The sequence below is a fragment of the Streptomyces sp. NPDC043876 genome (assembly GCF_056435825.1).
In genome coordinates this window covers 247,352-260,511 of the sequence record NZ_JBWKDV010000011.1, presented here as the reverse complement: position 1 = coordinate 260,511, position 13,160 = coordinate 247,352, and the positions used below count along the sequence as shown (strand labels likewise).

11 protein-coding genes are annotated in these 13,160 nt (G+C 76.0%); 10 read left to right on the top strand and 1 reads right to left on the bottom strand.

Going from position 1 to position 13,160, the window contains the following annotated elements; genetic code table 11:
- From AC0693_RS30650 to AC0693_RS30630, 5 genes are all read left to right on the top strand, one after another.
- Window positions 1-921 (top strand): M20/M25/M40 family metallo-hydrolase (locus AC0693_RS30650; RefSeq protein WP_478803466.1); only part of this gene is annotated, 921 nt, incomplete at its 5' end.
- The gene (locus tag AC0693_RS30645; protein ID WP_478803465.1) at window positions 921-2,948 is read left to right on the top strand and encodes a prolyl oligopeptidase family serine peptidase; all 2,028 of its coding nucleotides are present in this window, start codon (window positions 921-923) and stop codon (window positions 2,946-2,948) included. The genes AC0693_RS30650 and AC0693_RS30645, both read left to right, overlap by 1 nt.
- A gap of 25 nt (window positions 2,949-2,973) precedes the next feature.
- Window positions 2,974-3,615, top strand: coding sequence for a GNAT family N-acetyltransferase (locus AC0693_RS30640; RefSeq protein WP_469317354.1), 642 nt, complete (start codon window positions 2,974-2,976; stop codon window positions 3,613-3,615).
- Between the two features lie 4 nt (window positions 3,616-3,619).
- Window positions 3,620-4,519 carry an arginase family protein gene (locus tag AC0693_RS30635; protein ID WP_478803464.1) on the top strand — a complete coding sequence of 300 codons (900 nt, stop codon included), beginning with the start codon at window positions 3,620-3,622 and terminating at the stop codon, window positions 4,517-4,519.
- Window positions 4,520-4,584: 65 nt separating this feature from the next.
- A complete protein-coding gene (locus tag AC0693_RS30630; protein WP_478803463.1) occupies window positions 4,585-6,573 on the top strand; it encodes a DUF5107 domain-containing protein in 1,989 nt (662 codons plus the stop codon).
- A 152-nt stretch (window positions 6,574-6,725) separates the two neighbouring features.
- Here AC0693_RS30630 and AC0693_RS30625 read toward each other — a convergent pair whose 3' ends face one another.
- Window positions 6,726-7,553 (bottom strand): class I SAM-dependent methyltransferase, encoded by an 828-nt coding sequence (locus AC0693_RS30625; RefSeq protein ID WP_469317357.1) that lies wholly within the window; start codon window positions 7,551-7,553, stop codon window positions 6,726-6,728.
- A 225-nt stretch (window positions 7,554-7,778) separates the two neighbouring features.
- Between AC0693_RS30625 and AC0693_RS30620 the strand changes: the two genes are divergently transcribed.
- From AC0693_RS30620 to AC0693_RS30600, 5 genes are all read left to right on the top strand, one after another.
- Window positions 7,779-8,363 carry a TIGR03086 family metal-binding protein gene (locus AC0693_RS30620; protein WP_478803462.1) on the top strand — a complete coding sequence of 195 codons (585 nt, stop codon included), beginning with the start codon at window positions 7,779-7,781 and terminating at the stop codon, window positions 8,361-8,363.
- A gap of 183 nt (window positions 8,364-8,546) precedes the next feature.
- Window positions 8,547-9,764, top strand: coding sequence for an aminotransferase class I/II-fold pyridoxal phosphate-dependent enzyme (locus AC0693_RS30615; protein ID WP_356405291.1), 1,218 nt, complete (start codon window positions 8,547-8,549; stop codon window positions 9,762-9,764).
- Between the two features lie 89 nt (window positions 9,765-9,853).
- On the top strand, window positions 9,854-10,993 hold the full coding sequence (locus tag AC0693_RS30610) for an MBL fold metallo-hydrolase (RefSeq protein WP_478803461.1): 1,140 nt from the start codon (window positions 9,854-9,856) through the stop codon (window positions 10,991-10,993).
- A 56-nt stretch (window positions 10,994-11,049) separates the two neighbouring features.
- On the top strand, window positions 11,050-11,454 hold the full coding sequence (locus AC0693_RS30605; RefSeq protein ID WP_356405042.1) for a hypothetical protein: 405 nt from the start codon (window positions 11,050-11,052) through the stop codon (window positions 11,452-11,454).
- Between the two features lie 219 nt (window positions 11,455-11,673).
- Complete coding sequence (locus AC0693_RS30600) at window positions 11,674-13,101, top strand: amino acid permease (RefSeq protein ID WP_478803460.1); 1,428 nt, start codon at window positions 11,674-11,676, stop codon at window positions 13,099-13,101.
- The last annotated feature ends 59 nt before the right edge of the window (window positions 13,102-13,160 follow it).

Sequence of the window (13,160 nt, the reverse complement as noted above, 5' to 3'; positions counted from 1 at the left end):
CGTAGGCCGCGGCGCGACATCGTGATCGCCTTCACCGCCGACGAGGAGGACAGTGCCGTCGACGGCTCCGACTTCCTCGCCCGGCAGCACGCGGACCTCTTCGAGGGCTGTACGGAAGGACTCAGCGAATCGGGGGCCTTCACCGTCCACACCGGACCCGGCAGCGCCGTCTACCCGGTCGCCGCCGGCGAACGTGGCACCGCCTGGCTCACCTTGACCGCGCACGGAACCGCCGGACACGGCTCGAAGCCGAACAAGGCCAATGCGGTGACCCGGCTCGCCGCCGCCGTCGCCCGGATCGGCGAGCACGAATGGCCGGTGCGGATCACCGACACCGTCGCCGCGTGCCTCACCGAACTCGCCGCGCTCCAGGGCCTGGCGGTGGATCCCAGAGCCCCCGGCTTCGACCTCGACGCGGTGCTGGAGCGGCTCGGACCCGCCGCGATGCTCGTCGAGGGGACCGTCCGCAACAGCGCCAACCCCACGATGCTGGGCGCGGGTTACAAGCTGAACGTCATTCCGGGGCGCGCCACGGCCCACATCGACGGGCGGATGGTGCCCGGCGGCGAGGCGGAGTTCCGCGCCACCCTGGACGCGCTGACCGGACCGCACGTCGACTGGGAGTTCCACCACCGCGAGGTGGCCCTCGAAGCACCGGTCGACGGGCGGACCTTCGAGATCCTGCGGGAGGCCGTCGAGCACTTCGACCCCGAAGGCCGCGTGGTGCCCTTCTGCATGGCCGGCGGCACCGATGCCAAGCAGTTCTCCCGCCTCGGCATCACCGGTTACGGCTACTCCCCGCTCAAGCTGCCGCCCGGCTTCGACTACTGGTCGCTCTTCCACGGCGTGGACGAGCGGGTGCCCGTCGACGCCCTGCACTTCGGGGTCAAGGTCCTCGACCGCGCGCTGCGGACCCTGTGATGGCCTCCGCCGTACCCGCGGGCCCCGGGGTCCCCGCCGTGCCGACCGCCCCCTACGGCAGCTGGCCCTCGCCCATCGGCGCGGCGCTCGCCGCCGCCCACGACGGGCGGCCCGAGTACGTGGGCACGGTCGGCGCCGAGGTGTGGTGGACCGAGCCCCGCCCGGACGAGGGCGGCCGCCGCACCCTGGTCCGGCGCCCCGCCGACGCGGGCCCCGCCGCCTCGGTGCTGCCCGCGCCGTGGAACGTGCGCAGCCGGTTCACCGAATACGGCGGCCGCCCCTGGGCGGGCGCCGAACGGCCGGACGCACTGGGGCCGTTGCTGGTCTTCGTCCACTTCGCCGACCAGCGACTGTACGCGTACGAGCCGGACGCGCCCGGCGCCGCTCCCCGCCCGCTGACCCCCCTCGGCCCCACCGGCGGCGGGCTGCGCTGGGTGGACCCGGTGCTGCGCGACGACGCCGTGTGGTGCGTGATGGAGGAGTTCACCGGCCCCGCGCCGAGCGACGTGCGCCGCGTCCTGGCCGCCGTACCGCTGGACGGATCGGCCGCGCAGGACCGCTCCGCCGTGCGCGAACTCACCGACGACCGGCACCGGTTCGCCACCGGCCCGCGCCTGTCCCCGGACGGGCGGCGGGCCGCGTGGCTGGTGTGGGACCATCCGCGGATGCCCTGGGACGGGACCGAGCTGCTGCTGGCCGAGGTCACCGCCGACGGCGGCCTCGCCGGGATCCGCACCGTGCTCGGCGGACCCGCCGAAGCGGTCGCGCAGACCGCGTGGGCGGCCGACGGGAGCCTGCTGGCGGTCAGCGACCGGAGCGGCTGGTGGAACCCCTACCGGGTCGACCCCGGCGGCGGCCCGCCCGTCAACCTGTGCCCGCGGGAAGAGGAGTTCGGCGGCCCGCTCTGGAAGCCGGGCCTCGAATGGATGGCGCCCCTGGCCGAAGGGCCCGTGGCCGTCCTGCACGGCCAGGGCTCCTCGGTACTGGCCGTCCTGGACCCGGAGAGCGGCGACCTGGTGGACGCGGCCGGTCCCTGGACCGCCTGGCAGCCCACCCTCGCCGCGCACGGAACCCGCGTCTACGGCGTCGCGGCCAGCCCGCGCAGCGCCTACGAGGTGGTCGAGCTGGACACGGCGAGCGGCCACGCCCTGCCCGTCGCCACCGACGGCGGCCGCCGCCGCGGCCCCGTGGACCCGGCGTACTACCCCGAACCGCTGAGCAGGACCTTCCTGGGCCCCGACGACCAGGAGATCCACGCGCACGTCTACCCGCCCCACCACCCCACCCTGCGGGCACCCGCCGATGAACTGCCGCCCTACGTGGTGTGGGCGCACGGCGGCCCCACCGACCACGTGCCGCCCGTACTGGACCTGCACATCGCCTACTTCACCTCCCGCGGCATCGGCGTGGCCGAGGTCAACTACGGCGGGTCCTCCGGCTACGGGCGGGCCTACCGCGAACGGCTGCGCGAGCAGTGGGGCGTGGTGGACGTGGAGGACTGCGCGGCGGTGGCCCGCGCGCTGGCCGCCGAGGGCACCGCCGACCCGGCCCGCCTCGCCATCCGGGGCGGCAGCGCGGGCGGCTGGACCGCGGCGGCCTCGCTGGCCGCGACCGACCTGTACGCCTGCGGGACGGTCATCTACCCGGTGCTCGACCTCACCGGATTCGCCGCCGAGACCCACGACCTGGAATCCCGCTACATCGACGGGCTCGCCGGGCCTCCCGACGCCCTGGCCGTCCGCTGCCGGGACCGCTCGCCGCTGGCCCGCGCCGACCGGCTCACCGCGCCCTTCGTCCTGCTCCAGGGACTGGACGACGCGGTGTGCCCGCCCGCCCAGGCCGAGCGCTTCCTCGCGGCCCTGCGCGGCCGTTCCGTGCCCCACGCCTACCTCGCCTTCGAGGGCGAGGGCCACGGCTTCCGCCGGGCGGACACCATGGTCCGCGCACTGGAGGCCGAACTCTCCCTGTACGCCCAGACCTTCGGCTTCGCGCGCCCCGACGTCCCGCGCCTGGAGCTGCGCGACTGAGGCGGCCGCCGGTTAATCTGACCGGATGCCGGAGCTCCCTTCCCCCCGCTACCTCGCCGAAGGACCCCGCGTGGGGCTGCGGCGCATCCGCGCCGCCGACGGCCCCGAGTTCATCCGGCGCGCGCGGGAGAGCGAGGCGCTGCACCGGCCGTGGCTCTTCCCGCCGCGGACGCCCGAGGAGTACGAGGCCTACGCGGCCCGGCTCGACGGCGCCGGGGGTCCGGACGGCGCCGAGGCCGTACGCGCCGGATTCCTGGTGTGTGAACGCGACGGCGGGGCGATCGCCGGATTCGTCAACGTGAACAACATCGTGCGCGGGGCGTTCCGGTGCGGGGCCCTCGGCTACGGCGCCTTCGCGCACGCGGCGGGACGGGGGCTGATGACCGAGGGGCTGGGGCTGCTGCTCCGGTACGCCCTGACGGACCCGGCACCGGGCGGCTCCGCCCCCCGCGGAGCCGAGGCCGCCCCGGGTCTGGGCCTGCACCGGCTGGAGGCGAACGTCCAGCCCGGCAACACCGCCTCGACCGCGCTCGTGCGCCGCCTCGGCTTTCGCCGGGAGGGCTTCTCGCCCGACTTCCTGTTCATCGACGGCGCCTGGCGCGACCACGAACGCTGGGCGATCACCGGGGAGATGCTCGACCGGGCGGTGCCGCATCACGCAGGATGAGGGGATGCGAACGATCGTGCTCCTTGACGCCCCGTCCAATCTCGGTCTGCGCCCGCCCGCTCCCGGAACCGTGCCCGGGGTCTACAAACTCGCCGGGGCACTGCGCGAACAGGGCCTGCTGGCCCGGCTCGGCGCACGCGAGGGCGGTGTCGTCGTACCACCGCGCTACGACCGCGGTGACTGGCGGGAGGGGGACGGCGTCTTCCACGCCGCCGCCCTCGCCGCCTACACCGTCACCCTCGCCGACCGCATCGAGAAGCACCTGAGGGACGGGGAGTTCCCCGTCGTCCTCGGCGGCGACTGCTCGATCCAGCTCGGCGCCTCCCTCGCCATGCGCCGGCTCGGCCGGTACGGCCTGGCCGCCATCGACGGCTCCGCCGACTTCCGCCACCCGGGCAACACGGCGGTGAACGGGCCCGTCGGGGCGGCGGGCGGCGAGGAACTGGCCCTGGCCACCGGCCGTGGCCAGGCCGACCTGTCCGACATCGAGGGCCGCTCGCCCTACCTGCGGGACGAGGACGTACGGCTCTTCGGGCTGCGGGACGGGGACGCGGACCTCCCCGAACTGGCCGCCGCCGGGATCATGGCCGTCACCGTCGGACAGCTCCGCGAGGCCGGCGCCGGGCCGGTGGCGCGGGTCGCGCTGGAGGGACTGCGGCCACCGGTCACCGAAGGCTTCTGGGTGCACCTGGACGCCGACGTGCTGGACCCCCGGATGATGCCCGCCGTGGACAGCCCCGAGCCGGGCGGACTGCTCCCCGACGAACTGGACGAACTGCTCGCCGTCCTCGTGAAGTCCCCGCGCTGCGTCGGGCTCGACATCACGGTCTACGACCCGGACCTGGACCCGGACGCCAGTGCGGGCGCGCTCCTCGCCGACCTGGTGGCCGGGGCCTTTGCGTAATCCTGACCGGGCGTGATCCGCCGAACGGCTGTGCTTCGGCCGCCGTGGCGTGTTCCATTTCCCTCATGGCCACGATCGTCCGACGTTCCGTAGTGACGCTGCCCGCAGCCCCGTTGGGGCCCGAGAACCCGCTGCCCACCCTGGGTGCGCCCGCCGAGATCCACACGCTCGACGAGCGCTCCCGGGACGGGCTGCCCCGCGAGATGGCCCGGCAGATCGGCTACGAACCGCTGAGATCGCTGCTGCCCGTCCGGGTGCTCGACGGCTACCGGCGGGAGCGCACCGAGCGCGAGTTCGAGAGCATCGTGCTGGAGAACGCGCACCTGCGGGTGACCGTCCTGCCCGGGCTCGGCGGGCGCGTGCACTCGATCGTCCACCTCCCGACCGGACGCGAACTGCTCTACCGCAACCCGGTGTTCCAGCCCGCCGCCTTCGCCCTCAACGGGGCCTGGTTCTCCGGCGGCATAGAGTGGAACATCGGCGCGACCGGACACACCACCCTGTCCTGCGCCCCGCTGCACGCCGCGCTCGTCCCGGCGCCCGACGGCACCACCATGGTCCGGATGTGGGAGTGGGAGCGGCTGCGCGACCTGCCGTTCCAGGTGGACCTGTGGCTGCCCGAGGACTCGGAGTTCCTGTACGTCGGCGTGCGGGTGCGCAATCCGCACGAGCGGGCCGCCCCCGTGTACTGGTGGTCCAACATCGCCGTCCCAGAGGACGCGGGCACCCGCGTGCTCGCCCCCGCCGACGAGGCCTGGCACTTCGGGTACGAGCGCGCACTGCGCCGGATCCCGGTGCCGCGCTGGGAGGGCGCGGACCGCACGTACCCGCTGCGCGGCGAGTACCCCGCCGACTACTTCTACGAGGTGGCGCGGGGCGAGCGGCCCTGGATCGCCTCGCTCGACGCCGCCGGGTACGGGCTGGCGCAGACCTCCACCGCACGGCTGCGCGGACGCAAGCTCTTCGTGTGGGGCGCGGGCCGCGGCGGGTGCCGCTGGCAGGAGTGGCTGACCGAGCCCGGCACGCCGGGGTACGCGGAGATCCAGGCCGGGCTCGCGCGGACGCAGCTGGAGCACGTACGGCTGGAGGCGGGGGCGGAGTTCAACTGGCTGGAGGCGTACGGGCCCCTGGCCGCGGAGGCCGCGGCGGTGCACGGCGACGACTGGGCGGCGGCCCGCGGCGAGGCCGGGCGGGCGCTGGAGGCGGCGCTGCCGCGGGAGCGGGTGGACGCGGCGTACGCGGCGTGGCGGCCGTACGCCGACCACGAGCCGGGGGAGCGGCTGGCCACCGGGTCGGGCTGGGGCGCGCTGGAGGTGCTGTGCGCGGGGCACGAACTGCCGGGCACGCCCTTCGCCGAGACCGATCTCGGGGAGGACCAGGCGCCCTGGTTGGAGCTGTGGCGCACCGGGGTCTTCCCCAGCCCGCGCCGGGTCGCCCCGCCCGGGCCGAGCCTGGTCGCCGCGCACTGGCGGGACATGCTGGAGACCGCTCCGGCGGACCCGCTGACCGAGTACCACCTCGGGGTCGCCCAGTGGCACGCGGGCGACGTGGCCCAGGCGGTGCGCAGCTGGGAACGCGGCCTGGCGCTGGCCCCCTCGCGCTGGCCGTTGCTGCGCTGCATGGCGGTCGCGGACCGGCTGGCGGGCGACCGGGAGCGGGCGGCCGACCGGTACGCGGAGGCCTTCGCCGACCTGGCCGGGGAGAGCAGGGGCGGCGCCGCCTGGACCGCCGCCGAGTCCGCGCTGGGCCGGGAGGCGATGGCCGCGCTCCTGGCGGCGGGCCGCCCGGCCGGTGCCCGCGCGGTGTGGGAGCGGCTGCGCCCCGCCCTGCGCGAACAGGGCCGGTTCCTGCTGCTGGCCGCCCGCATGCTGGCGGCCGAGGGTCACGTGGGCGCGGCGCTGCGGGTGTTCGAGGAGGGCTTCGAGGTGGCGGACCTCCGCGAGGGGGACGAGGTGCTGGGAGAGGTGTGGTCGTCCCTCACGGACCGCCCGCTGCCCGCGCGCTACGACTTCCGGATGCGGCCGGCCGCCCCGGGGGCGACGGACCCGGGGTGACGGACCCGGCCGCGGGGCGGCCCGGGGGAGGGGCGGCCGGGCGCCCCCGGGGCCGCCTCGGCCGGGCTCCACCGGCCCGCCCCGGCCGGGCGCGACCGGCCCGCCCCGGCCGGGCGCGACCGGCCCTGGGTGCCCCGACCGCCCCGATCCGCTCACACCCGGCACAGCACCTCGCCGTTCAGCACCGAGAACCAGGCGTCCGGCTCCCGGCCCCAGGCACGCCAGGCGTCGGCGATGCCGGCCAGTGCCCCGGCCGTGGCGTGGCCGCCCCCGGTGGTCACCCCGGCGTACGAGGACGCCGTCGTCCGGTCCGCCCACAGCCCGCTCCACCAGGCCACCTCCTCGGGGGTCGCGTAACACCACGCCGTGGCCGTCGCCGTGACGTCCGTGAACCCGGCGGCCTTCGCCCAGGACAGCAGGCGCCGCCCCGCGTCCGGCTCGCCGCCGTTGGCGCGGGCCACCCGCCGGTACAGGTCCTGCCAGTCGTCCAGCCCGGGCACCCCGGGGAACCAGGTCATCGCCGCGTAGTCCGCGTCGCGCGCGGCGACGATCCCGCCCGGGCGGCACACGCGGCGCATCTCGCGCAGGGCCCGGACCGGGTCGCCCACGTGCTGGAGCACCTGGTGGGCGTGGACGACGTCGAAGGAGTCGTCCGGGAAGTCCAGCGCGTGCACGTCGGCGGTGGCGAAGACGATGTCGCGCAGACCGCGCTCCTGCGCGTACGCCCGCGCCTGGACGACGACGTCCTCGGCGGCGTCCACGGCCGTGACCCGGCCCGGGGCGACCAGCTCGGCCAGGTCGGCGGTGATCGTGCCCGGCCCGCAGCCCACGTCCAGCACGCTCATGCCGGGGCGCAGCGCGCCGGTCAGGTAGGCGGCCGAGTTCGCCGCCGTGCGCCAGCGGTGCGAGCGCAGCACCGACTCGTGGTGCCCGTGGGTGTAGACGGCGGTCTCGCGGGTGGTCTCGGGCGCGCTCTCCATGGCGGTGACTCCTCGTCGTCGAAGCGGTCTCGCAGCGGCCTCGAAGCGGTCTCGAAGCGATGCCACCACGGTAGAGGATCATGTCGCGATATGAGATAGCCGTATTGCGATGTGGACAGAAGGCTTACGGGGAAGGCCTGGTGGGCGGTCCGGTAGCCGGGGAATCGCAGCCGGAGGACAGTGGGCCCCAGGAGGCGGAGCCCGAGCGAGAGGACGGTGGGACCCGTGGGAGAACGCCGGCCGGACACCCTGCTCGACCAGCACGCGAAGGCGCTGGAACTCTTCGGCGCGTACGTGCGCAGGATCGCCGACGACCAGTGGGGCGCGCCCACCCCCTGTACCGGATGGACCGTGCGCGATCTGGTCAACCACGTCACCGGTGAGCAGCTCTGGGTCCCGCCGCTGGTGACCGGCGGGCGGACCGTCGAGGAGGTCGGCGACGCCTACTCCGGTGACGTGCTCGGCGCGGACCCGGGCACCGCCTGGGGACTGGCCGCGGCAGCCGCGCACGCCGCCTTCACCGCCCCCGGGGCGATGGAGCGGACCGTGCGGCTGTCCTACGGGCCGACCGGCGCGGCGGCGTACTGCGCCGAATCGACCGCGGACTGCGTCGTGCACGCCTGGGACCTGGCGCGGGGCATCGGGGCCGACGACCGGCTCCCGGACGGCCTCGTCGAGTTCTCGATCAAGGAGGTCATGCCGTACGCCGACGGGCTCGCTGCGAGCGGGGCGTTCGCCCCTCCGCTGGACGTGCCGGCGGGCGCGGACGCCCAGACGCGGCTGCTGGCCCTGGTCGGACGCGCGGGCTGACGGCGGGCAGGGGGCGGGCAGGCGGCGCGGACTGGCCGCGCCGTCCGGCGGGCGGCTGAACGCGGCCCGCGCCGCGCGTGATCACCACACAAGCGGCACATCATCTCAAAGGACCGTATAAAGGTCGGGTCAGCGGTGTCGGCCGGAGGTCGGACGGAAGCGGTGGTGCAGGCGGTGGCGTGGATGCGGCGCACGGCGGCAGAGGGACGCGGTCCGGTCCGGTACGGGCCTCCGGCCCCGGAACCCGGCCTGCCCGTGCTGCCCGAGCTCACCGCCGTCCTCGCGGACGCCGCGGGCCGCTCCGCCCCCGAACCCCCCGGCGGCGGCGCACCCGTGCGCGAGGCCGCCTGCCGCCACTGGGCCCGCCGCGGCCTGCCCGCCGACCCGGACGCGGTGGCCGCCGGACCCGGGGCCCCCGCGCTGCTGCTCGCCCTGCTCGGCGCCTACGGCGGGGACGTGCTGCTGCCCCGCCCCTGTCCCGCCTGGTGGACCCCGCAGGTCCGGCTGCTGGGACGGCGCGCCTACCACGTGCCCACCCCGGCGGAATGCGGCGGCGTGCCCGACCCCTACGCCCTGCTGGAGACCGTACGCCGGGTGCGCGCCGAGGGCGGCGACCCGCGCGTGCTGCTCCTGTCGGTGGCCGACGACCCCACCGCGACCGTGCCGCCGCCGGAGGTGCTGCGCGAGGCGTGCGAGGCGGCCGAATCCGCCGGACTGTTCGTGGTCAGCGACGAGACCTGGCGCGACACCCTGCACCGGCCGCACCAGGACGCCGTGCTGAGCCCCGCCGAGATGCTGCCCGACCAGGCCGCCGTCCTGCTCGACCTCTCCGGCGCGCTGCTGCCCGGCGGGTGGCCCGCGGCCGTCGTGCGCTTCCCCGGCACGCCGCGCGGCACCTGGCTGCGCGCCCGGACCCTCGACGTCCTCACCGCCACCGGCGCGCTCGTCGCGGGGCCCGTCGCCGTCGCCGCCGCGCACGCCCTGGACGAACCCGCGGCCGTCGTCGCCCGCGGCCGCTCGGCCGCCGCCCTGCACGCGGCGGTGGCCGCGGCCGCCCACCGCGAACTGCTGGCCGTCGGAGCCCTGGCCCGGCCCCCGCGCGCCGGACGCCACCTCTACGCCGACCTGACCCCGCTGCGCGCCGGACTCGCCCGCCACGGCGTCGGCGACGCCATGGAACTGGAGGACCACCTGGGCACCCGGCTCGGCGCTCCCGCCCCCGGCGGCCAGCGCTTCGACGACGATCTGGGCGCGCTGCGCTTCCGGCTGTCGACCGGCCCGTTCCTCGGCGCGACCCCGGAAGAACGGCTGGCCGCCCTGGAGGCCGCCGACCCGCTCGGACTCCCGCACGTACGGCGCTCGCTCGACCGGTTCGGGTCGGTGCTCGCCGAACTGACCTGACCCCCGCCCCGGCCGCCCGCCGCGCCACCGACCCACCCCGCGCCCGATGTGCCGGTGAACGGAGACTTCTCGATGAGGGACCACACCTGATGAGGGACCAGACGGGACGCCGCGCGAGCGCCTCCGGCGCGGAAGCGGCCGCGGATGCCCCCCCGAGCGCCCGCCGGGGCTCCGCCGACCGCCGTACGGACCCCCGGACCGAGGGCCGTCCAGCCGGTCCGGACCCCCGCGCCGAGCCCCGCCCGGCCGGACCGGGTTCCGTGCGCCGGGGCGGGACCCGGCCGCTCGGGGAAGTGCGGCGGTGGCCGCGCTCCTTCGCCGGTCGGCTGACCACCCCGCTGCCCGGGCTGCGGGACTTCGCGCGGCTCGCGCGGGAGGGAACGCTGCGGCCCGGCCCCGCCGGCCTGCGGGGGATCCCCGACCTCCCCTACGCGCCCGGACCGATGCCCCCCGCCGCCCCCGGAAAGGTCGCCGTCACCTGGGCCGGGCACGCCGGCTGGGTGCTGCGGATCGGCGGACTGACCGTGCTGACCGACCCGGTCTGGTCCCGCCGGATCCTCGGCACCCCGGCCCGGCTGACCCCCGTCGGGGTCCGCTGGGAGGACCTGCCGCCCGTCGACGCCGTCGTGATCAGCCACAACCACTACGACCACCTCGACGCGGCCACCCTCAAACGGCTGCCCCGGCACACGGCCCTGTTCGTCCCGGCCGCGCTGGCCCGCTGGTGCCGCCGCCGCGGGTTCACCCGGGTCACCGAGCTGGACTGGTGGGAATCCGCCGAACTGGGCGGCGTCCGCTTCGACTTCGTCCCGGCCCACCACTGGTCCAAACGCTCCCTGCTGGACACCTGCCGCACCCTGTGGGGCGGCTGGGTCCTCACCGACCTCGGCTCCGGCAAGAAGGTCTACTTCGCGGGCGACACCGGCTACGGGCACTGGTTCGGCGAGATCGGCCGCCGCCACCCCGGCATCGGCCTGGCCCTGCTGCCGATCGGCGCGTACGCCCCGCGCTGGTGGCTGCGCGACGTGCACACCGACCCGGAGGAAGCCGTACGGGCCTTCCTCGACCTGGGGGCCCGCCGGATGGCCCCCATGCACTGGGCCACCTTCGTCCTCTCCGCCGAACCGGTCATGGAACCGCTGCTGCGCGCCCGCGCCGCCTGGAGCCGCGCAGGGCTGCCCCGCGAAGACCTCTGGGACCTGCCGATCGGATCCTCGCGGGTGTTCTAGTACGTGGCCGAAGGCCCCCTCCTCGCGGGGCGCGGATCGGAGTAGGGTCGGGCGGCATGGATGAGCTGCGCGTCGCCGCAATCGCCAGCCTGACCCCGCTCGAGGAACTGGACGCCGATCCCTTCATCGTGGACACCCGCACCCAGCACGCCATGTGCGCGCGCTGGGCCGCCGACCACGGCTACGTCGTGACCCGGCAGCTGCTGGTCTACGGGCTGCGCGCCGACCACTGCGGGCTGTGGTCCGACATCGACGCCGGCCAGGTCGACCTGTTCGTCGCCCCCAACCACCGGGTGCTGCGCCGGGCGCTGCGCTCGGTCGAGGAGTTCACCGCCGAGTGCGAGCGGCGGGGCGTCCGGCTGGAGACCGCCGGACAGCAGGAGCCCGCCTACACCTCCGGCATGAAGGCCGAGGTGCACCGCCGGATGTCGATGCCGACGGCGGGGTACGACGGAACCTGACCGCCCGGTTCCGCCCCGCGCCGCCCGCGCGCGGGACCGCGCAGGGCCGCGGGCGCCGGTGGAAGATCGCCGGTCCGGAGCCGCCGAGAGCGGAACACTTCCTTCCGTACCGGTGGCCGGGCCGGACGAAAACCGCTGATTTGGCGCGGACCACGTCGTCACCGAGCATGTGTCGACCTGCCCGCTGTCCACCATGTGAAACGACCGAGGCGCACCACCGTGAGCACCACCCCTGCCGTCCGCCCGCCCGCCGTCCGCCCCCCTGCCGGGCCCGCGCCCGACGGGCCGCGGCCCGACCGGAACGCGCCCGACCGGCCCGAGCCGGAGGCCGGCCCGCACGCCCGCCGCTTCGGCCTCCCCGTCGCCACCTGCCTGGTGATGGGGAACATCGTCGGCGGGGGCATCTTCCTGCTGCCCGCCTCGGTCGCCCCCTTCGGCACCATCAGCCTGGTCGCGTTCGGGATCCTCAGCCTCGGCGCGATCGCCCTCGCGCTGGTCTTCGGCCGCCTCGCCGGGCGCCTCCCGCGGACCGGGGGACCGTACGTGTACGCCCGCGCGGCCTTCGGAGACTTCGCCGGGTTCCTGGCGGCGTGGAGCTACTGGATCACCACCTGGGTCTCCAACGCGGCGCTGGCCGTCGCCGCGGCCGGGTACCTCACCGTCCTCTTCCCGGGGATCGGCGCGCACCGGTGGTCGATGTGCCTGGCCGCGCTCGCCGTGCAGTGGCTGCCGGCGCTCGCCAACCTGGCGGGCACCCGCTACGTCGGCGCGGTGCAGGTCGTGTCCACCGTGCTGAAGTTCGCCCCGCTCCTGCTGGTCGCGGTGGGCGGCCTGTTCTTCTTCGACCCCGCCCACCTCGGGCCCTTCCGGGCCACAGACCAGAGCGCGGCCGGCGCGGTCTCGGCCTGCGCCGCGATCCTGCTCTTCTCCTACCTCGGCGTGGAATCGGCCGCGGTCAGCGCGGGCGAGGTCCGCGACCCGGCCCGCAACGTGGGGCGGGCGACCCTCCTGGGCACGCTCGGCGCCGCGGCCGTCTACCTGCTGGGCACCGTGTCCGTCTTCGGCCTGGTCGCCCACGACGCGCTGGTCTCCTCCGCGGCGCCCTTCAGCGACGCGGTGAACGCCATGTTCGGCGGCACGTGGGGCGGCACCCTGGTCGCCTGCGCCGCCGTGGTCTCGATGGTCGGCGCGCTCAACGGCTGGACCCTGCTCAGCGCGCAGACCCCGTACGCGGCGGCGCAGGACGGCCTCTTCCCGAAGGTCTTCCAGGCGAAGAGGCGCGGGGTCCCGGTGGCAGGGGTGCTCGTCACCGCCGTCCTGGCGTCGGCGCTGACCGTCTACAACTACACCTCGGGCACCCGGGGCGTCTTCGAGGTCCTGGTCCTGGTCACCACCTTCACCGCGACCGTGCCCTACCTGCTGTCCACCGCCGCCCAGATCCACTTCCTCGTGTCCGGGCAGGGCGAGCGGGTGGCGCGCGGCCGGCTCGTCCGGGACGGGATCCTGGCCGGCCTGGCCTTCGGCTTCTCGATGTGGCTGGTCGCCGGCTCCGGCTACGAGGCCGTCTACCAGGGCGTGCTCTTCCTCTTCGCGGGCGTCCTGGTCCACGCCGTGATGTCGGCCCGCAGGAAGCGCGCGGCGGCGTAGGCCGTCCGCGGCCCCCGGACACGCGGGAGCCCGCGCCGTACCGGCTGCCCCGTCGCCGA

Coding starts and splice junctions, on each gene's coding strand:
- AC0693_RS30610 (WP_478803461.1), top strand. CDS start 9,854: ATGAGGGACCAGACGGGACGCCGCGCGAGCGCCTCCGGCGCGGAAGCG.
- AC0693_RS30630 (WP_478803463.1), top strand. CDS start 4,585: ATGGCCACGATCGTCCGACGTTCCGTAGTGACGCTGCCCGCAGCCCCG.
- AC0693_RS30625 (WP_469317357.1), bottom strand. CDS start 7,553: ATGGAGAGCGCGCCCGAGACCACCCGCGAGACCGCCGTCTACACCCAC.
- AC0693_RS30645 (WP_478803465.1), top strand. CDS start 921: ATGGCCTCCGCCGTACCCGCGGGCCCCGGGGTCCCCGCCGTGCCGACC.
- AC0693_RS30615 (WP_356405291.1), top strand. CDS start 8,547: ATGCGGCGCACGGCGGCAGAGGGACGCGGTCCGGTCCGGTACGGGCCT.
- AC0693_RS30605 (WP_356405042.1), top strand. CDS start 11,050: ATGGATGAGCTGCGCGTCGCCGCAATCGCCAGCCTGACCCCGCTCGAG.
- AC0693_RS30635 (WP_478803464.1), top strand. CDS start 3,620: ATGCGAACGATCGTGCTCCTTGACGCCCCGTCCAATCTCGGTCTGCGC.
- AC0693_RS30640 (WP_469317354.1), top strand. CDS start 2,974: ATGCCGGAGCTCCCTTCCCCCCGCTACCTCGCCGAAGGACCCCGCGTG.